The following is a 20,850-nucleotide window of genomic DNA, read 5'->3' as shown; positions in this document are numbered from 1 at the left end:
GTTATAGCAAGCTGTTACGTATGGTAAGAATATGCCTGATTTGATCCCAACGCAAAAGCCCCATAATTTGCTGGTTATCCAGTAGGTTATAAATATATACAGCACCACTTCGTTTATCTTTTAATAGATCAAATGCATCGGCAAGTGTTGCTTGGCTACTTAAACCATTCAAACTGACATACTTTATATTACTACTTTGGTCAGACATTAGGCTTAAGTCATACTCTGCAAGGCGATAGCCATTTTCATCATCATGAACAATCAATGGCGTTTGACTATCTAAAGCGTCTAATGACTCTTTTATTTGTTCTTTATCGTCGCTGTATAGCAGTTTAAATTGTTCATCCATTTCTTCCATCACTCCAACCTTCTGTAATGCTTCGGTTGCAGGGGATATTTGATATTCAAGCCCTTGAAAGTCTAGTTGCTGCATAAAGATAGAACGATTGCCAAAAAATTGCAGAGCAGTAACATACGCAGAAGAAATAACTAACATGGCAGGAACAATAATTTCAGGACTGGATGTTAGCTCCATTACCGTTGTTAGTGCTGCAAGAGGGGCGTGCAGGGTGGCCGCTAATAAGCCTGCCATGCCAAGCATGCTATAGGTGCCCGCAATATCTGTTCCTGGGCTAATAAATTGAGCAAAAAATGCCATTAAGGTACCCATTAATACGCCCAAACCAATCACGGGGCCAATAATACCGCCGGGGATCCCTAGACCAATAGCAAAGAGTGTGGCAAGTAATTTAGCGATTAAAATCGTTGTTAAAAATTGCACATCATCAGGGGATTCAATGGCAATGGTGATGGCACTCATACCAGAGCCCATTGCATGAGGCACCATATAGGCAATTAGCCCTGCAATTAAGCCTGCGAGTAATAAGCGAGGAAACATACTTAGCGGTTTAAAGGTACGAATAATCAACATTAAATTTTGATTAAATGCATAAGCGACTGCGCCTAGCGCCATGCCAAAAATAATTAAAAAAGGATAGTGCCAGCCACTTAGAGGGTTCATAGTGATAAGTGCAAGTTCAGATGCGTCACCAAAGACAAATTGAGTGGCTAAGGCGCCTGTAACCGCTGCGAGCATAATAGGCACAAAAATATGTACTTTGTATTCTCTCAGTACTACTTCCATTACAAAAATAACGGCAGCAAGCGGGGTATTAAACGAGGCGGCAATGCCTGCAGCCACACCACAACCGCTGAGTGTGCGCATGGCATTATGGGGTAAATGTAGTTTATCTGCTAACAAGCTTGCACCGGTTGCGCCCATATGCACAGAAGGACCTTCTCGGCCAACAGAAAAACCACTGATTAAAGCGAGCGCACCACCAACAAATTGATTGACCGTGTTATACAGTGGCATATGACCATAATGCTTTTTTATCCGGTGGATAACGAAAGGAATACCTAAACGGTAATGCTTAAAACCTGTTAGTGCTGCAAATAAAGCGATGACTAAGGCAGCACCAATCGGGAGAAGTACACGCTCTAGTGTGTCTAAGGTAGAGAAGTCATCGGGCTTTTCCAAAAAAAGACTTTGAAAAAACATAATTGTGAGGCGGAATAATATAATCAGTACTGCCGCAATTAATCCTGCGCAAACTCCTAGTAAGCACAATTGCACAGATGTTTTAGGCTTTGCTAGACGACGCCTCAGCGTTTCAAGCCACATGCATTTTTCCTCACAGCACTTTAGAGACGCAAGTTTAGCAAATCAAATTCACTAAGTCCTTGTGATTTTGCAAAATTATCTGCTTTAAACAAGTGCACAGAGTCACTGGGTTTTTATTCTTGTTGTTTTAAGCGAGCAATCTCGCTTTTGCTTATACATTTGCTCGTCGGCTTTTTTAAGAAGTTCGTCGAGAGACTTAGCATTATCAGGATAGACTGCATAACCCACACTTGCACTTATGTTTAACATACCCACTTCACTGATTATCGGCGCTTCTATCGCATTAATTAACCGCGTTAGAGCACGCTTTATATGTTCTTTATTTTCAACATCCGTTATCACAACAACAAATTCATCACCACCGATACGCGCCGTACAATCTGTTTTTCGTGCGGTTTCTTGCAATCGTTTTGCGATTTCTACAAGCACAAAGTCACCCATCAAATGGCCATAGGTATCGTTAATGGGTTTAAATTTATCAAGGTCAAAGTATAAGCAAGCTACTTTTGTTCCTGTTCGCTCTACACGAGCAAACTCATGCTTAAGGAATTTACTTAGTGCACTGCGGTTAGCTAAACCTGTGAGGTGATCTGTTTGGGCAAGCTGTCTGATCTTTTGCTCTGCTAAAACCCGTTTGGTGATATCAAAATTAACACCAATCATCCTATTTCCGTAGATTCTACCATCGGCATTTATGAAGCGTACTTGCCCGCTGGGGAGAACAATTTGAAATTCGGCATGAAAATCCTCGTTATTGAGAACTGCTAGTTTGAGTTTGTTTGTCACGGCTTCGTATTCATCAGGATGAAGCGTATTAGCCCATGCGGCATAATTACCATTAAACTGAGATTTGGGGATCTCAAATAAGGTATGCATCCAATCATCCCAAATAAGTTCGTTGCTTTCAAAGTTCCACTCCCAAATTCCTATTTGGGCTGCATCGGCGGCCATTGACATTCTTTGATGTAAATTATCAAGCTCTGTTTTGGCTTGCTTAAGCTCTGTTATATCCTCTGAAACATCGAGCAGGTACTGTGCTTTACCATGGCTATCTTTAATAGGGAGTTTACGGGTACGAAGGTAGTGAGTTCGGCCGTCAATTGTAATAGGCTTTTCATCCAGTGTCAGAATATCGTTACTTGCAAGCACATCACGGTCTGTTTGCGCATAACCAAGCGCATCTTCATCATTAAAAATGTCAAAGTCGTTAAGGCCGATCAGTTGTTCTTTAGTTTTCCCTAAGAGTTGCTCGCCGGCCTTATTTACGTGGCTAAATGTTAAGTGCTCAGCTTCTTTTACAAACAACATAATAGGTAGGTTATCGAATATGGTTTGAGTAAATGCTTCTTGATTGTGGATATCACTCAAATCTTTAATCGTGGCAACGTATGGGCCTATCTCCTTGTTACCTATAGAGCTGATTGTCATGGTAATTGGAAATGAGTTTTGGTTCGCTCTATGAGCATTTAATAACCTGCTTTTACAAAAGCAACTTGATTGCTGGGATGTCGTTGATGAGGTATTTAAGATTAGCTCAAGTTCGGTTGATTTATCAGGGATGAGCGTATAAATATGCTTACCGATTAATTCATTAGGCTTATAGCCAAAAACAGGCAAAACAGCAGGGTTAGCAAACTCGATGATACCCGTGTTATCAAAGCTAATAACGACATCTTGCACAGTATTCAGTACGGCTTTTAGTTTAGCGGAAAGTAAGCTTCTTGCTCTAAGCTCTACTACACTCAGTACTAAAAGACTTAACGCCAGTAGTACAGAAATGACAAGCTGAGCCAGCGTTGAGCTATCGTGACTCGTAGTATAAACGGTTTGCTCGGTTGCATAGACCGACATAGCAATCATACCGATGTAATGCATACCTGAAATAGCACTACCCATCACAATAGCCACTAACATATTCATGCGTACTTGATGTATTTTTTGGGCTTGTCTGAGGTCATTTATTTTTAGGGCAATGCCAGAAAGAATGATTGCCACAAAAATTGATAATGAAAACAGCTTTGGCTCATAAGCCATATGAGCGGGCATCATCATTGCCATCATACCGACAAAGTGCATACTGCCAATTCCTGCTCCCATTAGAACGCTTCGAAAAATAAGCCCTTTTATATGACTGAGTGAAGTTGAAAGTACAATATAACTGGCAAACACACTTGGCAGTACAGATACTAAGGTTATTGTGGTGTTGTACTCTACATTTATCGGTAATGTATAAGCAAGCATACCGATAAAGTGCATACCCCAAATACCGATACCCAAAAAGCAGGCTGCCATTACAGTCCATACCAAGCTTTCATTTTTAAGGTGAGAACTTTTGATTCGTGCCGATAGTAAAAAAGAAATATAAGAGGCGAATACGGCGGTAAGTACTGAGGCTATGACAAGCAAAGTATCATATTGTGCGGGGATTATTTGCGCACTATTTAAGTCAGAGCTAATAAAATGAAGCCTTAAATGGTCAAACACTGTGATACTCTCTCACCGCTTACTTTAATTAATTAAAAAGTTGTATAAATTAAACTTAGTTCAATGCAAATGACTTGGCTAATACGTACTTGCAAATACTTATGAGTCTATGTCGATACTTGATTAAAATACTCGGGTATTAGATAATTACAGCATTATAGATTTTGAGGGGTTTGGTATGTCTGAAGAGTTGCCAATTAAGTTCAGTGATGCAGCTGCTGTTCGCGTTAAACAGTTAATTGAAGAAGAAGAGAATCCAGATCTAAAACTACGTGTTTATGTGACAGGTGGTGGATGTTCGGGTTTTCAATATGGTTTTACCTTTGATGAAAAGGCCAACCCTGGCGATTTAGAAATTGTAAAAAATGGCGTTACCTTAGTGATTGACCCTATGAGTATTCAATACCTCGTTGATGGAACGGTCGATTACACCGAAGGACTCGAAGGGGCACGCTTTTTTGTAAACAACCCCAACGCTACCACAACCTGTGGTTGCGGAGCTAGCTTCAGCGTTTAACGGATTTTATGAAAAGCCATGTGATATGGCTTTTTTATTGCTTTAATTTCTACATCATCCTGCCTTTATTCTTAGTGCTGATCTTAGCAATGGCTTTTCGTTTAGAAAAAATTTTGAAAATGAAAACAGCGTTAATAGAAACGCTTGCCTTTCGTATATGATTATACCGCGAAGCTGAGCTTCGTTAATAAGTACCATTCACCAAGTAGTTATTATAAATGTTAGCGCTACTAGCTTTGGGTAACCTGAATCATTAACAGGAAAAACCCTAATACCAGTGCTGAGGCGATTAAAATATAGATAAATCCTCGTTTGCCTTGCTTAATAGGTATACGATTTTGCTTTAGAAATAGGTACCAGATGACACACAGTACAATTGGCAACAAAAATAATATTCGAAACATTTTCTAGCCTTTTTCAGTATTTACGTACACTTTAAGCATAAGTATGCAATTTTAAAAGCTATATTTATAGTTAACACGGTTCCAATTGATCGATTTTTTGGTACAGTTAAGCAACTAATAATAGAGCATCTGCTTTAATTTTAGCTTTAAAACTAGACTTGCTAAGCAAAGCAGTCTATACCTGAAACGTGGACATTTGTATAATTATTAATTCACAGAAAAAATTATTAGTATATAATGTATCCAAGAGTGAGACGGGCAAAATTTCACTCTTAATTAATTAACTTAAATCATCTAGTAGGAGATGTATTTTTATGATGGGTAAAACAGTTTCTTCTGAAGAAAACTCAAAACTAACGAAATGGCTTAAAACAAAACGCCATGAGAAAGGCCATACAATGCGCAGCCTTGCTCAAGTTTTAGGAACGCCACATTCATTCATTGGTAAAATTGAAAACCAAGAACGTCGTTTAGACGTTATTGAATTTATGCGTTACTGTGATGCTTTGGAAGTAGACCCATACGAAGGTCTTAATCTATTAAAAGACGCTTAATTTGCTGTTACTAATACATTTTTAGTAATACAATTAGTGCATGGATGCACTAAACAGTCATCCTCACTTTTCTGTCTATTTCAATTACACCTTTACATTTTTTGTTAATTATCTCGGTGATAATTGTTCTCTAACGCATAAAGTTTGTGGCGGATTAAGAATAAAAATACCAGCGAAGGGATAACCATGAGTGCTGTTAGTACAAAAAACAGTGCCCAGTTACCTAAAAGCCAATCATCTATCACAACACCACTGTAACTGGACAAGAGTGTTCTGCCTAAGTTTCCAAGTGACGCTAAAAGTGCATAATGAGTTGCGCTAAAGGCGCGATCACATAGCATAGAAATAAAGGCGACCATTGCCACCAGTGACCAAGCCTGTGTAAAGCCGTCAATGATAATTGCAAAAGCATAGAGGCTTAATTTAGGGCCTGCAATCGCAATCCAAGCAAATGCAAGGTTAGATGCTGCCATAGCAATGCCGCTAATGAATAAGCCTTTTACGATACCGTAGCGTTGATTGAATAGGCTCCCGACGAAAGTAAAAGCGATGGTAAGAATCGCAGTGCCTACTTTTGAGAAGGTGGCAATATCACTGTTGCTAAAGCCCACTTCTTTATAAAACACAATCGACATTCGGCCAAGAAAGGCTTCGCCAATTTTAAATAGGAAGATAAACGCTAAAAGTGCGAGCGCTGTTTTTACACCATTGCGTGCAAAAAAGGTTCTAAATGGATCAAACACGGTGACCGCTAACCAAGCAATTACTTTTGCAAATCGCGTTTGTTCTACACCGGCAAGCTTTTGCTGATAGGTAGACTCAAGTTCAGCCTGAATAACTTCACGATTTGATTCGGGCTCTTTTGCCCAAAGTACACTACCCATTAATAGCAACATGATAACGGATAAGAAAAAGTAAACTTGGGGCCAATCAATAGAGGGGATATCAGCCATGTAGAAGGGGAGTGCCCCTAGCAAAGCATAACCACTCCACCAACCTGATGTTGCCATGGCTGCAGCCGCCGTGGCTTTATGGCTTTCATTTTCACTTAAAGTATCGATACGAAACGCATCAATGGCGATGTCTTGAGTCGCAGAGGCAACCGCAATGACTAAGCACAGCGCGGCGGCAAACCAAAGGTTCGCTTTGATATCGAGCCCTGCAAGTGAAAAGGTGCCTATAAAAATTATTGATTGGCATAGTAAAATCCAGCTGCGGCGCTGACCAAGCCAGTTAAATAAAATTGGCAGTTTTACGCGGTCAACCAAAGGTGACCATAAAAAGTTAATACTGTACGCCCCAAATACAATGCCAAATAGGCCGATCATACTTCGGCTGAGGCCTTCATCTTTTAGCCACGCAGACATGACAGAACCAATGAGTACCCACGGAAAGCCACTGCTGATCCCAAACAGAAAAATATTGATTAAGCGTTTGTCTTTAAAGTACGAAAAATACTCTGAAACAGAAAGCGTCTTTGTCATAGTACTGCCATATGAGTGGGGCGATGAGCTCGCTTGTTATTTTTATAGTGCAGTGGGTTCAATCATTTTTACATTTAAGATAACCACAGGCGTTTTGGGTACGAAGCTGTAACCTATTTTTTCGTTATAAGCCGTTTCCACACGCATAATTTTATCCAGTGTTTCATAGCCATCCATAACCATGCCAAATACAGCAAATCCCCAGTCACGACCGGGGTTTAAATGATCATTGTCATCCATATTAAAAAAGAATTGGCGTGTCCCTGAGTGTGGTTGTCTGTCTTGATAAGCCATGGCGATACTATACATATCATTTTTTAAACCATTCCCGCTCTCATTAAAAATAGGATCGTACTCGTGTAGGCCATCGTAATCTTTATCGTAGCCACCGCCTTGAATAACGAAATCTCGTTCGTTGTCTTCATCACGTTCTACACGATGAAATACACTCCCTTTGTAGCTACCATCAGCGACATAAGTTAAGAAGTTGTTGACTGTGATAGGGGCGCGAGAGCGGTCCATTTCTACTATGATGCTACCGAGTGTGGTGACAATTTCGACACGAGGAAACATGTTGTCTTTTTGGATGAACTTACCCTCAGTTGCACTGAAGGTGTTCTGGCTGAACAGTAAGATAAAACTAAGTATAAAAATGCGCTTCATAGTTAACCTTCCAAATAAGCGATTAATTCTGGGTCAGATACAATGCGGGTAATTAGTTGTTCAGTCAACTTATTAAGCTGACTCTCAATTTTTGCTCTATCGTGTCTTAATGGCCCTTCAAGGTTTGCACTACCACGGTAAACTTTACTAAAGTTACTGTTACTTCTTATTACGCGAATACCCAGCTCAATATTGGCATGACTCGTGTGTGTCATCATTTTTTCGGTGACGATCGCTTGTAATGCATGAATATCTAATTCAAAGCGTGTTGTCGCAAGGTTAGAGATACTGGCACCATTTCGGCTAAGGGCGCTATCAAGAGTGCTTTTTACCGATTCAGTCAGGCCTGGACTTGCCAATGTTTTTACTTTATCTGATTCAATAATTTTTAGGGTTACATTATCACCACGCAAATCAATGACGCTAGTACTGATATTTGCATTGATGGATGCAACCTTACCGCCTTTATAAACAGGGTTTAAGATCAGTTGGTTAGGTTGGTTACTACACGCTGTTAGCGCAACTAACATGCTTAAAAGAAGTATTTTTTTCATTTATATTGCTCCATTAAGTTGTCTTTTTTGCACTTAAAACAACAAACTTTTTATTTGAACCCAATAGTTTACAGTTGCCGAACATGCGTTTTAGTTTTTCATGATAATCGAGGTGACGATTACCTATTATTCTTAATTCACCACCTTGTTTAAGTGCCTGCTTAGCTTGTTTAAACATCTGCCAAGCAATGTGATCGGTCACAGCTTGCGCTTGATGAAAAGGGGGGTTGCACAAAACAAGATCTGCACTTTGCGGCTCAAAATCTGTTAAACAATCATTTTGAATAAATTCACAGTTAGCTAATTGCTCAGGTAAATTACTTTGTATATTTAGGCGTGCAGATTCAACTGCCATGTATGATTCATCAACAAAGGTGACATGTGCTTTGGGGCAGCGTTTGAGTGTCATCAGTCCAATCACGCCATTGCCACAGCCCAAATCAATGATGTGGCGTGCTTTACTGGTTTGTGGCAAGTAGTTAAAGAAAAAGCGAGCGCCAATATCTAAAGAATCACGAGAGAAAACATTGGCGTGATTTTGAATCTCAAACTCACTGCCTTCAAGTGGCCAGCTTACAGGAAATGCAGCTTGTTTATTGAGTTGGCTCGTTTTACTGATGATTAAGCGAGATTTCTTAACGGCTAAACTTGTTGATGTTTCGCCAATGAATTGGCTAAACGCTTTAATTGTCGAGTTATGAATATCTTTGGTTTTGCCTGCTGCAATTATGTCAACATCTTTAGGTAGCGCGGCACTGATTGCAGCAAGTTGATGTTGTAAATAGCCTAAATTTCGTGGCACTTTTAAGATCACTAAATCAACCTTGTTTGGTAATGCCTCTAAAGAGTTTAATTGCGTCAATGAGCTTGTTTCTAAGCCATTTGCTTGTAAATTGTAATATGTTGCTTGATGACTAATATACGAATCATTAACTGAATAAGTGGTTAATTGATTAAACGCACAAGCCAATGCACCAAAGCTGTCATTTAAAATCAGGATTAAATTTGCCTGCGCATGATGCTCCCGTACATAAGTGACAAGGTACTCATCGGCAGAGTCCCAAGCTTGTAGGCTGCGATTTTTTTGATCTAATGGAAAACGTTCTAGGGTATAGGTATTATCGCCGAGTTGTACTTGGGTGGTCATCATGGTTTTAGGGTAAGTATTTAAGTATGGGTAAATTCTAACATGCAACAGCCAAACGCCAAGCCTAATCATTTACCTGAAGGGTTTTATTATCAACAGAAAGCGTTGAGTGCTCAAAAAAGTCTCGATTTGTTTTATTTTTTACAGCAACATTTAAATTGGCAACAGCCCAATATCACTGTTTTTGGTAAAACCCATCCTATTCCTCGTTTGCAGTGCTTTATCGCTGATGAGCAGATTAACTATGCTTATTCAGGCACACAGCTTGTGGTTGAACCTTGGCCTGAGGTGCTTGATGCAATGCGAAAGCGCTTATCCCAACAATTACGCATTCCATTTAATGCGTTGTTGGTAAATTTATATCGTGACGGTCAAGATTGTATGGGATGGCATAGTGATGATGAAAAAGAGCTTGGTGAGCAGCCGACTATTGCGTCTATTTCACTGGGGGCTGAGCGGGTATTTAAAATTAAGCACAAACACAGTAATGAAAAACAGAGTATCTTGCTGCAAAGTGGTAGCTGCTTAATAATGAATGGCTTTAGTCAACGTGACTATCAACACAGCTTGCCAAAGCAGCAAAAGCTAATGCATCCCCGTATTAATTTAACCTTTCGCTCGATAATATAAAATTATTGGTAAAATGAGTCATCCCCTTGATATAGTGACGACCAATTATTTTGCTATTAAAGGTCTATGACACATGTCAATGCAACAACAAATTGAGGAAAAGCTCGCAGCGGGTATTGAATGTAAGCACCTAAATGTTGTTAATGAAAGCCATATGCATAGTCGTGGCACAGAATCACACTTTAAGGTAATTGTGGTGAGCGAAGAGTTCGCTGGTAAGCGTTTACTTGCACGCCACCGTCAAATTAATGAATTATTACAAGATGAATTAGCTAATCATATACATGCATTGGCGATTCATACTTTTACGCCCGATGAGTTTTCTGCACAGCAAGGGCAGGCTCCTGAATCACCAACATGTTTGGGTGGTTCAAAGTTCGATTAATCGTATGGTTTGATTAGTAATTTATACTTATATTACTGATCAGACCTGTATTTTAACTATTAGCCTTTAAACTAGCGCTAATTTTTATTGTGATAGATATAGGATGATCAATGGTCATTAAGCCTAAAATTCGTGGATTTATCTGCACTAACGCGCATCCAGTAGGGTGTGCTGAGCATGTACAAGAACAAATTAATTATGTGAAAGCACAGGGGCCACTGAGCAATGCGCCTAAAAATGTATTAGTGATTGGTGCCTCTACTGGTTATGGTTTGGCATCGCGTATTACAGCTGCATTCGGTGGTGGCGCTAAGACTTTAGGCATCTTCTTTGAAAAAGAAGGTAGCGAGCGTAAAACAGGCTCAGCAGGTTGGTATAATACTGCGGCATTCCAAGCAGCTGCTGAAGAAGCGGGTTTATGGTCTAAAAATATCAATGGCGATGCGTTTTCTAATGAAATCAAGCAAAAAGCAATTGATACGATTAAAGCTGACTTAGGTAAAATTGATTTAGTTATCTACAGCTTAGCGTCTCCTCGTCGTACTGACCCAAATACAGGTGAGACATACTCATCAACGCTTAAGCCAATTGGCTCAGATATCACAACGAAAAACTTAAATACGTCTAAGCGTGTGATTGATGAAGTAACCGTTGAAGCGGCAAGCCAAGAAGACATCGACAATACAATTAAAGTAATGGGCGGTGAAGATTGGGAAATGTGGATTGATGCATTAAAAGCAGCCGATGTCCTTGCTGATAACTTCAAAACAACGGCTTATACCTACATTGGTAAAGAGTTAACATGGCCAATTTACGGTCACGCAACGATTGGTAAAGCAAAAGAAGACCTTGATCGCGCAACACAAGCAATCAAAGAATCTACAAAAGGCTTAAATGGTGAAGCGTATGTTTCTTCATTAAATGCAGTTGTGACACAGGCAAGTTCAGCAATTCCTATCATGCCTTTATATATCTCTGCGTTATTCAAAGTAATGAAAGCAGACGGTACATATGAAGGTACGATTGAACAAATCCATGCGCTATTCACTGAAAACCTTTACGGCGAAACGCCACGTTTCGATGACGGCGGTCATTTATTCCAAAACTACAAAGAGTTAGAAGACGATGTTCAAGCTCGTGTTCAAAAAGTGTGGGATACGGTAGACACAGACACCATTGACGAATTAACGGATTATGTGGGTTACCACAATGAGTTTTTACGTTTATTCGGTTTTGGTATTGATAGCGTAGATTACGAGCAAGATGTGAATCCTGATGTGGCGATTTCACAGCTGATTGACTAGTGATTAAATAACGCTGGTTTTGGAAAAGTCGCTTTTTTAAGCGGCTTTTTTGTTTTTAAGAGAAAATAAAACGGCATCAATAGCACTTTGGTCTATATTGAAATTAATTCAAATGGTTTTTTGTAGTCTAAATAACCACATCAGTCGTATAAATTTCATATTTGCTCTCGCATAGTCACCCTGATTGATGTTAAAATTCGGGCAATATATGTGAGGAGTTTACTGCGTTGCTTGTTTGGGTGTGAAACAAGCTGTTTTTAGACACTAAGAACTTAACTTGAGCATATCAAGAAGCGACGTGGTTGGTACGATTTTTCAGTTTCTTTCCGTTAATGTAATGCAAGTGCGTATGATCAACATAAAAAAAGGTCTGGATTTACCCATAGAGGGCGCACCTCAGCAAGTTATTCATGATGGTTCTGCCGTCAAACGTGTAGCTGTGCTAGGTGAAGAATTTATTGGTATGCGTCCAACCATGCATGTTCGTGTGGATGACCAAGTCAAAAAAGGCCAGGTACTTTTTGAAGACAAAAAGAACCCAGGCGTCTTATTTACTGCACCAGCTTCTGGGGTAGTTAAAGAAATTAATCGTGGTGCTAAACGTGTGCTGCAATCTGTTGTTATTGAAGTTAATGGCAGTGAGCAAATCACCTTTGACTCTTTCAAGGCCGACGAGCTTTCAAGCTTAGACCGTGAAAAAGTGAAAGAAGTACTAGTTCAGTCAGGTCAATGGACAGCACTACGTGCTCGCCCATTCAGCAGAGTAGCTGCTTTGGATGCAAATCCTAGCTCTATCTTTGTAACGGCTATCGACACTAACCCGCTAGCTGCAGATCCTGCAGTCATCATTGCTGAAAACACTCCAGCATTTGAAGCCGGTTTAGCTGTGGTATCTCGTTTAACTGACGGCAAAGTATTTGTTTGTAAACAAGCTGGTAGTCAAGTGCCTAGTTCATCAATCCCTCAAGTAGAAGTACATGAGTTTGGTGGCAAACACCCGGCTGGCCTTGTTGGTACACACATTCATCATTTAGACCCCGTTTCTGCTAGCAAACAGGTTTGGCACTTAGGCTACCAAGACGTTATTGCGTTTGGTAACTTATTCCTGACAGGTGAAATCTTCACAGACCGTGTTGTTTCGCTTGCTGGTCCGCGTGTTAAAAACCCACGCTTAGTGAAAACTCAATTAGGTGCATCATTAGATGATTTAGTTGCTGGCGAATTAGAAGACGGTGATAACCGTGTAATTTCTGGTTCTGTGCTGTCAGGCGCTACTTCACAAGGTCCACATGCTTTCTTAGGTCGTTACCATGTTCAAGTATCTGTATTACTTGAAGGTCGCGAAAAAGAATTCTTTGGTTGGATTGCACCTGGTGCTAATAAGTTCTCTGTAACACGTACCTTCTTATCTCACCTGACTCCGAGCCGTCTATTTAACATGACGACCTCTACAGGTGGTTCGAACCGTGCCATGGTACCAATTGGTAGCTATGAGCGTGTTATGCCTTTAGACATCTTACCTACACTATTATTACGTGATTTAATCGCACGTGATCTTGATGGTGCAATTTCGTTAGGTGCGCTAGAGCTTGATGAAGAAGATTTAGCGTTATGTACTTTCGTTTGTCCAGGTAAATACGAGTACGGTTCAATCCTGCGCGATTGCTTGACTACGATCGAGAAGGAAGGCTAGAGAGATGGGTTTAAAGAAATTTCTAGAAGATATTGAGCCGCATTTTGAACCGGGTGGTAAACATGAAAAGTGGTATGCGCTTTACGAAGCTGCTGCGACTATTTTCTACACGCCTGGTTATGTAAATAAAGGCAAAACACACGTTCGCGATAACATCGACCTAAAACGTATGATGATTTTAGTGTGGATGGCAACGTTCCCTGCAATGTTCTTTGGTATGTTCAACATCGGTCATCAGGCCGCGGGTGCATTAGCACAAGGTTTTGAATTAGCAAACACATGGCAAGTTGGTCTGTTCCAATTATTTGGCGGTGAATTAACTGCTGACTCTGGTTGGGGCGCGAAAATGTTTTACGGGGCCTGCTTCTTCCTACCAATATACGCAGTAACGTTTGCTGTAGGTGGTTTCTGGGAAGTACTATTCGCTTCTGTGCGTAAGCACGAAGTAAATGAAGGTTTCTTCGTAACATCTGTACTATTCGCACTCATTCTGCCGGCAACAATTCCTTTATGGCAAGTTGCATTAGGTATTACGTTTGGTGTTGTAATCGCTAAAGAAATCTTTGGTGGTACAGGTCGTAACTTCCTTAACCCTGCGCTTGCTGGTCGTGCGTTCTTATTCTTCGCATACCCTGCGCAAATTTCAGGTGACACAGTATGGACTGCGGTAGATTCATTCTCTGGCGCAACTATGCTAGGCCAAGCGTTCGTTGGTTCACTTGATTACAGCAACATGGAACTATGGTGGAATGCGTTCTACGGTTTCATTCAAGGTTCTGTAGGTGAAACGTCAACATTAGCATTATTAATCGGTGGTTTATTCCTGATTTATGTGCGTATTGCTTCATGGCGTATCGTGCTAGGTGTATTCCTAGGTATGGTTGCAACGGCATTCTTACTAAATACAGTTGGTTCTGAAACTAACGCAGTATTTGCGATGCCTTGGCACTGGCACTTAGTGCTTGGTGGTTTTGCATTTGGTATGTTCTTTATGGCAACAGACCCAGTATCTGCATCATTCACTGACAAAGGTAAGTTCGCTTACGGTGCGTTAATCGGCTTTATGGTTGTAATGATCCGTGTTGTTAACCCGGCATTCCCAGAAGGTATGATGCTAGCAATCTTATTTGCTAACTTATTTGCACCATTATTCGATCACTTTGTAGTGCAAGCTAATATCAAGCGGAGGTTGGCACGTAATGTCTAGTAATAACGAATCAATCGGCAAAACGCTAACCGTTGTTGTTGCACTATGTTTAGTGTGTGCAGTCATCGTATCGTTTGCTTCAGTTCAGCTTCGTCCTTTACAGCAAGCTAACAAAACTCAAGATATTCAACGTAATATCCTAGCGGCAGCTGACATTGACGTTGAAGGCTCTGTATCAGAGACTTTCAATGGCAAAATTGAAGCGCGCGTTGTAGATATGGATACTGGTGAATTTGTTGAAGGCGCAGATCCTAACTCATTTGATTTCGAGAAAACTAAATTCGACCAAGCGCGTAGCTTTGCGTTGAAAGAAGAGGGAATTAAAGACATCGCGGGTATTCAACGCATGACTAAGAATTCACCTGTTTATATCTCGAAAAAAGCAGATGGTTCTACTGACGCAATCATTCTCCCTATCCAAGGTTATGGCCTTTGGGGTGTAATGTATGGCTTCTTAGCGCTTGAGAGTGATGGTGAAACTGTTAAGAACATCAATTTCTTCAAGCACAACGAAACGCCAGGTCTAGGTGGTGAAATTCAAAATCCACAGTGGACTGCTAAATGGCAAGGTAAAGAGTTACCAATCAACATCGTGAAAAGTGGTGCAAGCAATGAACATCAAATCGATGGTCTTTCTGGCGCAACATTAACTTCAAATGGTGTTGATCATACAGTTGACTTCTGGACTGGCGAAAACGGCTTTGGTCCTTTCCTTGCGAAAGTACGTGAAGGAGCGTTGAAATAATGGCTGATACTAAAGAAATGAAGTCGGTCCTATTTGGTCCGGTATTCGCAAATAACCCAATCGCACTACAAGTACTTGGTATTTGTTCTGCGCTAGCGGTAACATCAAGCTTAAAAAATGCACTTATCATGTCAATCGCATTGACACTTGTAACAGCATTCTCAAGCTTGTTTATTTCGTCAATTCGTAACCACATCCCATCATCTGTGCGTATTATCGTGCAAATGACGATTATTGCATCATTAGTAATCGTGGTTGACCAAGTATTGCAAGCATTTTCTTATGCAACGGCAAAAGAGCTTTCAGTATTCGTTGGTCTAATCATTACTAACTGTATCGTAATGGGGCGTGCTGAAGCATACGCAATGAAGTCACCACCGTTAATGTCTTTCTTAGACGGTATCGGTAACGGTTTAGGCTACTCAGTAGTACTACTAACTGTTGGTTTCATCCGTGAGTTATTCGGTAAAGGTTCACTATTCGGTGTTGATATTATCCCACTTGTACAAAACGGTGGCTGGTATCAACCAATGGGTCTATTGATTTTACCACCGAGTGCATTCTTCATTATTGGTTTATTCATCTGGGTACTTCGTACCTTCAAGAAAGACCAAGTAGAAGCAAAAGCGTAAGGGGCGAGCAGTGGAACATTATATTAGTTTATTTGTAAAAGCGGTTTTCATTGAAAACTTGGCTTTAGCCTTCTTCCTAGGTATGTGTACTTTCCTTGCGGTATCAAAGAAAGTAACAACGTCAATCGGCCTAGGTGTGGCAGTTATCGTGGTACTAGGTATCTCAGTACCAGTAAATAACTTGGTTTATCACGCTGTTCTTGCACCAGGTGCATTAGAGTGGCTTGGCTACCCAGAAGCAGACCTTAGCTTCTTACGTTTCTTGACATTTATCGGTGTTATTGCAGCATTGGTACAAATTCTTGAAATGGCATTAGATAAGTTCTTCCCTGCACTTTACAACGCGTTAGGTATCTTCTTACCACTTATCACAGTTAACTGTGCGATCTTCGGTGCGGTATCTTTCATGGTTGAGCGTAACTATAACTTCGGTGAGTCTGTTGTTTATGGTATCGGTTCAGGTGTGGGCTGGGCACTAGCAATTACTTTACTTGCTGGTATCCGTGAAAAAATGAAGTATTCAGACGTTCCTGATGGCTTACGTGGTTTAGGTATTACTTTCATCACTGTTGGTCTTATGGGTCTTGGCTTTATGTCATTCTCTGGTATTTCACTTTAATAGGTAGCGAGGATAAATCATGAATGAGATTTTCTTAGGCGTTGGTGTTTTCATCGCTATCGTTGTTATTTTAGTTTTAGTTATCATTGGTGCTAAATCTAAATTAGTAGCAAGCGGCGATATCATCATCGGAATTAATGGCGACCCAGATAAAGCTATTAAAACATCAGCAGGTAGCAAGCTATTAGGCGCGCTAGCTGATTCAGGTATCTTCGTTTCATCTGCATGTGGTGGCGGTGGCTCTTGTGGTCAGTGTCGTGTACACATCAAAGAAGGTGGCGGCGATATCTTACCAACAGAACTTGATCACATCTCTAAAGGTGAAGCGCGTGAAGGCTGCCGTTTAGCGTGTCAGGTAAATGTTAAGAACGACATGGAAATTGAACTTGAAGAGTCAATTTTCGGTGTTAAGAAGTGGGACTGTACTGTTATCTCTAACGATAACAAGGCAACCTTCATCAAGGAACTTAAATTACAAATTCCTGATGGCGAGTCAGTACCTTTCCGTGCCGGTGGTTATATTCAAATTGAAGCACCAGCACACCATGTTAAATACGCTGATTTCGATATTCCAGAAGAGTATCGTGGCGACTGGAACCACTTCGGTTTCTTCGATCTGGAGTCTAAAGTAGACGACGAAACAATTCGTGCTTACTCAATGGCTAACTACCCAGAAGAAGAAGGCATCATCATGCTTAACGTGCGTATCGCTACGCCGCCGCCAAGAGACCTAAGCCTTCCATGTGGTAAAATGTCTTCGTACATTTGGTCACTAAAAGAAGGTGATAAAGTGACTATCTCTGGTCCATTCGGTGAGTTCTTCGCGAAAGACACTGATGCAGAAATGGTATTCGTAGGTGGTGGTGCAGGTATGGCACCAATGCGTTCACATATATTTGACCAACTTAAGCGTTTAAATTCTAAGCGTAAGATGAGCTTCTGGTATGGTGCGCGTTCTAAGCGTGAAATGTTCTACGTAGAAGATTTCGACGGCTTAGCAGCAGAAAACGATAACTTCGTATGGCACACAGCACTGTCTGATCCACAACCAGAAGATAACTGGGAAGGTTACACAGGCTTCATCCATAACGTACTTTATGAAAACTACTTGAAAGATCATGAAGCGCCAGAAGATTGTGAGTTCTACATGTGTGGTCCTCCAATGATGAACGCGGCTGTTATCAACATGCTTAAAGACTTAGGTGTAGAAGACGAAAACATCTTATTAGATGACTTCGGTGGCTAACACCATACACAAAACAATAAGTTTTGGTTAGAATACAGGCCTCGTAGCACTTAGTGTTACGAGGCTTTTTTATTTTTATATCAACGTCACGGTATTTTAAAGGTGAGTGCTATGAATAGAGTGTTTTATCGCCAAGGCTTGATGGCCTTTTTTTTACTAACTATTACTTTACTCGTGGCAGGTTGTAGCCAAGCAGATAAAGCTGAGGAGCATTATTTCGAAGGCAAAACCATGGGAACGACTTATCACATCAAGGTATTTGCTGAACCTTCTAAACTAGAAGGGGCTGATTTACATTCTGAAATTAAGCAAGCACTCAAAGATGTAAACCAATCTATGTCGACTTACATTGCTGATTCAGAAATTAACCAGTTCAACCAGTTACCAGCAGGGCAGGTTATGCCGATTAGTGATGATTTCCGTAAGGTTGTGGCTGAGTCAATTCGCCTTGGTGAATCAACAAAAACCCTTGATGTGACAATGGGGCCACTTATTGACTTATGGGGCTTTGGTCCAGATAAAAAGCCGACTAAACGCCCGACTGATGAAGCCTTAGCGGCGATGATTGAAAAGATTGGTGTTGATAAGCTTGAATTAACAGATTCAGGCCTTATGAAAACGATAGACGGTTTAGAACTGTCGTTTTCGGCTACGGCAAAAGGCTATGGCATAGATAAAGTTGCAGAGGTTATTGAAAGCCACGGCTTAACAAATTATATGGTTGAGATAGGTGGTGAGCTACGTGTATCGGGTATTAAGCCAGACAACATCACGTGGAAAATTGCAATTGAGCAGCCAGATGCAGAGCCTGGCGTGCGCAAAGTACATAAAGTGATTGAACCAGGTACCAATGGTATTGCCACATCAGGTGACTACAGAATTTTTTATGAAATGGATGGTGTGACATATAGTCACTTAATTGATCCTGTAACAGGTATGCCGAGTCGTCATGACTTAGTGTCGGTCACAGTATTGCATCCTTCAGCAATGACGGCTGATGGTTTAGCAACAGCATTGACAGTTATGGGGATGGATCGTGCCCAAAAATATGCTGAAGAACATAGCCTGCCGGTATATTTAATTGGTAAGTCAGACAATGGCTTAGTCACTTATTCAAGCCCTGCTTTTAAACCTTATTTGTAGCAGGGCAAGAAGCAGTTTATAATGCATACAGCCCAACAGGTTGGGCTCATTTTTATTGCTGAACAATAGGGGCAAAGCAATGTCACTTTTTCTTCTTACATTTGGTCTACTTATTTTAATTGTGGCAGCGATGGCTGTTGGTATGATTGTGCAAAAGAAATCTATGGCCAGTAGTTGTGGCGGCCTAGGTGCTGTTGGTATCGACAAAGCCTGCGACTGCGACGACCCGTGTGACAAGCGCAAAAAGCGCATGGCAAAAGAACAAGTCTGGAAAGAGAATCAAATTCTTTAACCACAAAAAAAGCGCCTTTAGGCGCTTTTTTAATGTTTATTAATTGAGTTTTATGAGTTCTGAACCTAGTACTGCGTATTTTATGGTTTGTCCTTGGTAAAGTAAGAATGCCGCTGAGGCGTGCAATTTAGGTTGTGAATCAAATGCGCCTTGGCACCGGTAAACTGGCCAGTGGGAACGGTTATCTAGTTTCGCGAAATCCCCTGAAAAGCAGCTATAACCTTGCTTTAATAGCTCTTTATAATGCCTCTTATTAAGCTTAATTGGTTCTGTTAAAGAAAAACCTTTACCTGGGTTATAAACGAGCTTGTTGGCATCTATTTGAGTGTAGCCACGGCGAATGCTACTTATATCTCCCAGCTCTTTGATACGTGGTGCATTACCTTTGTTATTAATGGCTATATCTATTTTGTAATCACCGTAATGGCTCTGTACATTCACATCATCAATAAGTAGATCGACCCAGTTATTACTAGCATTAAAAGGAATTGCATTGTATTGGTTAATGCTGGCTGCTTTCCACGTGCCATTTTGTAGTGTATCGATTATCTCTTTATAAAGTACACGATTTACTTTTCGCGCAACTTGGCGATGAGGGTCGTTCGGGTAAGCACCTGATTCAATTAATATAGTGCGAATACCCATTTCGGAAAATGTATCACCAAAGCTTCGATACGAGTAACTGTCGTTATACTTTGCTAGGTGCCCTGGGATCATTGTCTCAATTGTTTTAGCTAAGTGAGCGATAAGCTGCATGGCTTCGCCACGGCTAGTATTAATCTCTCTTGCATCATTATAGGCAGGGGCGAGTACAGAAATAGTAGCTTGATTCCCTTTTTTTCCTGCACCGTAATACGCGTTCTGATCATGCAAGTTAAAGCCAAAGTCAGGTTTAAACTCCTTAGCGGCACGCATGAGTGTTTGCCCCTCTGGGGTCCTCAATGCTTTTGCATCACGGTTTAGATCAATACCTTGTGCATTGTGACGCGTTTGAGCTTTGGCACCGTCAGGATTAATCATGGGAATAATCCTGAGCGTTAGTTTGTCTTGCCAGTTTTGTAGCCAGTTAGCGTTTTCGGGCAAAGTTATAAAATCAAGAAAATCCATAAGTGCAGCGGTTGCCGTGTTTTCATCACCATGCATTTGACTCCACATCATCACTTTTGTGGTGCCAGAGCCTATATCAAGAGCGTAAATGGGTTGACTGTGGTACGATCTACCGAGTTGCTGTAGTGTAATTGCAGGATGCTTGGCTATGCGGTTTAAAACAGGTTTTATATCTGTGAGATTAATCGCTGCTTTATCAAAACCATCAACCTCGTTATTTTCAATTTCAGTGGCAATTATTGGTGTACTGATTAGCAAAGTCATGGCAAGTATACAGCCCCGCATAAGATATCCTTTATTCCTTTTTGTTTTAATGCTAAGAATATTATATTTGCATTCGTTTGGCTAACTTTTGT

Annotated in this window: 20 protein-coding genes; 13 read left to right on the top strand and 7 right to left on the bottom strand. The window is 40.7% G+C overall.

Annotated features, from left to right (window positions below; all coding sequences use genetic code 11):
* Window position 1 precedes the first annotated feature (1 nt).
* Together L3V41_RS11585 and L3V41_RS11580 are read right to left on the bottom strand one after the other, a co-directional pair.
* The gene (locus L3V41_RS11585) at window positions 2–1,684 is read right to left on the bottom strand and encodes a chloride channel protein (protein WP_062570254.1); all 1,683 of its coding nucleotides are present in this window, start codon (window positions 1,682–1,684) and stop codon (window positions 2–4) included.
* 102 nt (window positions 1,685–1,786) lie between these two features.
* On the bottom strand, window positions 1,787–4,168 hold the full coding sequence (locus L3V41_RS11580) for a diguanylate cyclase (RefSeq protein WP_193988415.1): 2,382 nt from the start codon (window positions 4,166–4,168) through the stop codon (window positions 1,787–1,789).
* A 178-nt stretch (window positions 4,169–4,346) separates the two neighbouring features.
* Here L3V41_RS11580 and erpA point away from each other — a divergent pair, with 178 nt between their 5' ends.
* Both erpA and L3V41_RS11570 read left to right on the top strand, forming a co-directional pair.
* Complete coding sequence (erpA, locus tag L3V41_RS11575; RefSeq protein ID WP_062570256.1) at window positions 4,347–4,685, top strand: iron-sulfur cluster insertion protein ErpA; 339 nt, start codon at window positions 4,347–4,349, stop codon at window positions 4,683–4,685.
* Between the two features lie 718 nt (window positions 4,686–5,403).
* Complete coding sequence (locus L3V41_RS11570; protein ID WP_054562310.1) at window positions 5,404–5,643, top strand: helix-turn-helix transcriptional regulator; 240 nt, start codon at window positions 5,404–5,406, stop codon at window positions 5,641–5,643.
* Between the two features lie 104 nt (window positions 5,644–5,747).
* Here L3V41_RS11570 and L3V41_RS11565 read toward each other — a convergent pair whose 3' ends face one another.
* The 4 genes from L3V41_RS11565 to L3V41_RS11550 are packed head-to-tail and all read right to left on the bottom strand — an operon-like array spanning window position 5,748 to window position 9,491.
* Window positions 5,748–7,127, bottom strand: a complete 1,380-nt coding sequence (locus tag L3V41_RS11565; RefSeq protein ID WP_237127763.1) for an MFS transporter — start codon at window positions 7,125–7,127, stop codon at window positions 5,748–5,750.
* A gap of 42 nt (window positions 7,128–7,169) precedes the next feature.
* The gene (locus L3V41_RS11560; protein WP_062570258.1) at window positions 7,170–7,790 is read right to left on the bottom strand and encodes a peptidylprolyl isomerase; all 621 of its coding nucleotides are present in this window, start codon (window positions 7,788–7,790) and stop codon (window positions 7,170–7,172) included.
* 2 nt (window positions 7,791–7,792) lie between these two features.
* Window positions 7,793–8,344, bottom strand: coding sequence for a YajG family lipoprotein (locus L3V41_RS11555; RefSeq protein WP_237114879.1), 552 nt, complete (start codon window positions 8,342–8,344; stop codon window positions 7,793–7,795).
* Window positions 8,345–8,357: 13 nt separating this feature from the next.
* Window positions 8,358–9,491 carry a methyltransferase gene (locus L3V41_RS11550; protein WP_237127790.1) on the bottom strand — a complete coding sequence of 378 codons (1,134 nt, stop codon included), beginning with the start codon at window positions 9,489–9,491 and terminating at the stop codon, window positions 8,358–8,360.
* Window positions 9,492–9,533: 42 nt separating this feature from the next.
* Here L3V41_RS11550 and L3V41_RS11545 point away from each other — a divergent pair, with 42 nt between their 5' ends.
* From L3V41_RS11545 to nqrM, 11 genes are all read left to right on the top strand, one after another.
* Window positions 9,534–10,121, top strand: a complete 588-nt coding sequence (locus L3V41_RS11545) for an alpha-ketoglutarate-dependent dioxygenase AlkB (protein WP_237114880.1) — start codon at window positions 9,534–9,536, stop codon at window positions 10,119–10,121.
* Window positions 10,122–10,194: 73 nt separating this feature from the next.
* Window positions 10,195–10,506, top strand: a complete 312-nt coding sequence (locus L3V41_RS11540; RefSeq protein WP_062570261.1) for a BolA/IbaG family iron-sulfur metabolism protein — start codon at window positions 10,195–10,197, stop codon at window positions 10,504–10,506.
* Window positions 10,507–10,616: 110 nt separating this feature from the next.
* Window positions 10,617–11,810, top strand: coding sequence for an enoyl-ACP reductase FabV (gene fabV, locus L3V41_RS11535; protein ID WP_130151022.1), 1,194 nt, complete (start codon window positions 10,617–10,619; stop codon window positions 11,808–11,810).
* Window positions 11,811–12,159: 349 nt separating this feature from the next.
* Entirely contained in the window at window positions 12,160–13,503 is a 1,344-nt protein-coding gene (locus L3V41_RS11530; protein WP_062570782.1) for a Na(+)-translocating NADH-quinone reductase subunit A, read from the top strand.
* A 4-nt stretch (window positions 13,504–13,507) separates the two neighbouring features.
* Window positions 13,508–14,710 (top strand): NADH:ubiquinone reductase (Na(+)-transporting) subunit B, encoded by a 1,203-nt coding sequence (locus L3V41_RS11525; RefSeq protein ID WP_062570263.1) that lies wholly within the window; start codon window positions 13,508–13,510, stop codon window positions 14,708–14,710.
* Window positions 14,703–15,455 (top strand): Na(+)-translocating NADH-quinone reductase subunit C, encoded by a 753-nt coding sequence (locus L3V41_RS11520; RefSeq protein WP_062570264.1) that lies wholly within the window; start codon window positions 14,703–14,705, stop codon window positions 15,453–15,455. Before L3V41_RS11525 ends, L3V41_RS11520 begins: the two co-directional genes overlap by 8 nt.
* On the top strand, window positions 15,455–16,087 hold the full coding sequence (locus L3V41_RS11515) for an NADH:ubiquinone reductase (Na(+)-transporting) subunit D (protein WP_054554281.1): 633 nt from the start codon (window positions 15,455–15,457) through the stop codon (window positions 16,085–16,087). The genes L3V41_RS11520 and L3V41_RS11515 overlap by 1 nt, the downstream gene beginning before the upstream one ends.
* Before the next feature lie 10 nt (window positions 16,088–16,097).
* A complete protein-coding gene (gene nqrE / locus L3V41_RS11510; RefSeq protein ID WP_016708692.1) occupies window positions 16,098–16,706 on the top strand; it encodes an NADH:ubiquinone reductase (Na(+)-transporting) subunit E in 609 nt (202 codons plus the stop codon).
* A gap of 19 nt (window positions 16,707–16,725) precedes the next feature.
* Complete coding sequence (gene nqrF / locus L3V41_RS11505) at window positions 16,726–17,952, top strand: NADH:ubiquinone reductase (Na(+)-transporting) subunit F (protein ID WP_062570265.1); 1,227 nt, start codon at window positions 16,726–16,728, stop codon at window positions 17,950–17,952.
* Window positions 17,953–18,063: 111 nt separating this feature from the next.
* Entirely contained in the window at window positions 18,064–19,095 is a 1,032-nt protein-coding gene (locus L3V41_RS11500; protein WP_237127762.1) for an FAD:protein FMN transferase, read from the top strand.
* A gap of 79 nt (window positions 19,096–19,174) precedes the next feature.
* Window positions 19,175–19,387, top strand: a complete 213-nt coding sequence (gene nqrM / locus L3V41_RS11495) for a (Na+)-NQR maturation NqrM (protein WP_055020649.1) — start codon at window positions 19,175–19,177, stop codon at window positions 19,385–19,387.
* Window positions 19,388–19,426: 39 nt separating this feature from the next.
* On the opposite strand, the gene L3V41_RS11490 is transcribed toward nqrM, so the two are convergent.
* Complete coding sequence (locus L3V41_RS11490; protein ID WP_237127761.1) at window positions 19,427–20,779, bottom strand: M14 metallopeptidase family protein; 1,353 nt, start codon at window positions 20,777–20,779, stop codon at window positions 19,427–19,429.
* Between the last annotated feature and the right edge of the window lie 71 nt (window positions 20,780–20,850).

This window comes from Pseudoalteromonas sp. L21 (assembly GCF_021728035.1).
Taxonomy (GTDB): Bacteria; Pseudomonadota; Gammaproteobacteria; order Enterobacterales; family Alteromonadaceae; genus Pseudoalteromonas; species Pseudoalteromonas arabiensis.
Note: the sequence above shows the minus strand (reverse complement) of the source record. Positions and strands in the feature narration are given on the sequence as shown.

Excerpts from the sequence above, each read along its gene's own strand:
- L3V41_RS11515 (WP_054554281.1), top strand. The coding sequence starts at position 15,455 with ATGGCTGATACTAAAGAAATGAAGTCGGTCCTATTTGGTCCGGTATTC.
- L3V41_RS11570 (WP_054562310.1), top strand. The coding sequence starts at position 5,404 with ATGATGGGTAAAACAGTTTCTTCTGAAGAAAACTCAAAACTAACGAAA.
- L3V41_RS11550 (WP_237127790.1), bottom strand. The coding sequence starts at position 9,491 with ATGACCACCCAAGTACAACTCGGCGATAATACCTATACCCTAGAACGT.
- L3V41_RS11560 (WP_062570258.1), bottom strand. The coding sequence starts at position 7,790 with ATGAAGCGCATTTTTATACTTAGTTTTATCTTACTGTTCAGCCAGAAC.
- nqrM (WP_055020649.1), top strand. The coding sequence starts at position 19,175 with ATGTCACTTTTTCTTCTTACATTTGGTCTACTTATTTTAATTGTGGCA.
- fabV (WP_130151022.1), top strand. The coding sequence starts at position 10,617 with ATGGTCATTAAGCCTAAAATTCGTGGATTTATCTGCACTAACGCGCAT.
- L3V41_RS11500 (WP_237127762.1), top strand. The coding sequence starts at position 18,064 with ATGAATAGAGTGTTTTATCGCCAAGGCTTGATGGCCTTTTTTTTACTA.
- nqrF (WP_062570265.1), top strand. The coding sequence starts at position 16,726 with ATGAATGAGATTTTCTTAGGCGTTGGTGTTTTCATCGCTATCGTTGTT.
- L3V41_RS11555 (WP_237114879.1), bottom strand. The coding sequence starts at position 8,344 with ATGAAAAAAATACTTCTTTTAAGCATGTTAGTTGCGCTAACAGCGTGT.
- L3V41_RS11540 (WP_062570261.1), top strand. The coding sequence starts at position 10,195 with ATGTCAATGCAACAACAAATTGAGGAAAAGCTCGCAGCGGGTATTGAA.
- L3V41_RS11490 (WP_237127761.1), bottom strand. The coding sequence starts at position 20,779 with ATGCGGGGCTGTATACTTGCCATGACTTTGCTAATCAGTACACCAATA.
- L3V41_RS11565 (WP_237127763.1), bottom strand. The coding sequence starts at position 7,127 with ATGACAAAGACGCTTTCTGTTTCAGAGTATTTTTCGTACTTTAAAGAC.
- L3V41_RS11545 (WP_237114880.1), top strand. The coding sequence starts at position 9,534 with ATGCAACAGCCAAACGCCAAGCCTAATCATTTACCTGAAGGGTTTTAT.
- erpA (WP_062570256.1), top strand. The coding sequence starts at position 4,347 with ATGTCTGAAGAGTTGCCAATTAAGTTCAGTGATGCAGCTGCTGTTCGC.
- L3V41_RS11525 (WP_062570263.1), top strand. The coding sequence starts at position 13,508 with ATGGGTTTAAAGAAATTTCTAGAAGATATTGAGCCGCATTTTGAACCG.
- L3V41_RS11530 (WP_062570782.1), top strand. The coding sequence starts at position 12,160 with ATGATCAACATAAAAAAAGGTCTGGATTTACCCATAGAGGGCGCACCT.
- L3V41_RS11520 (WP_062570264.1), top strand. The coding sequence starts at position 14,703 with ATGTCTAGTAATAACGAATCAATCGGCAAAACGCTAACCGTTGTTGTT.
- L3V41_RS11585 (WP_062570254.1), bottom strand. The coding sequence starts at position 1,684 with ATGTGGCTTGAAACGCTGAGGCGTCGTCTAGCAAAGCCTAAAACATCT.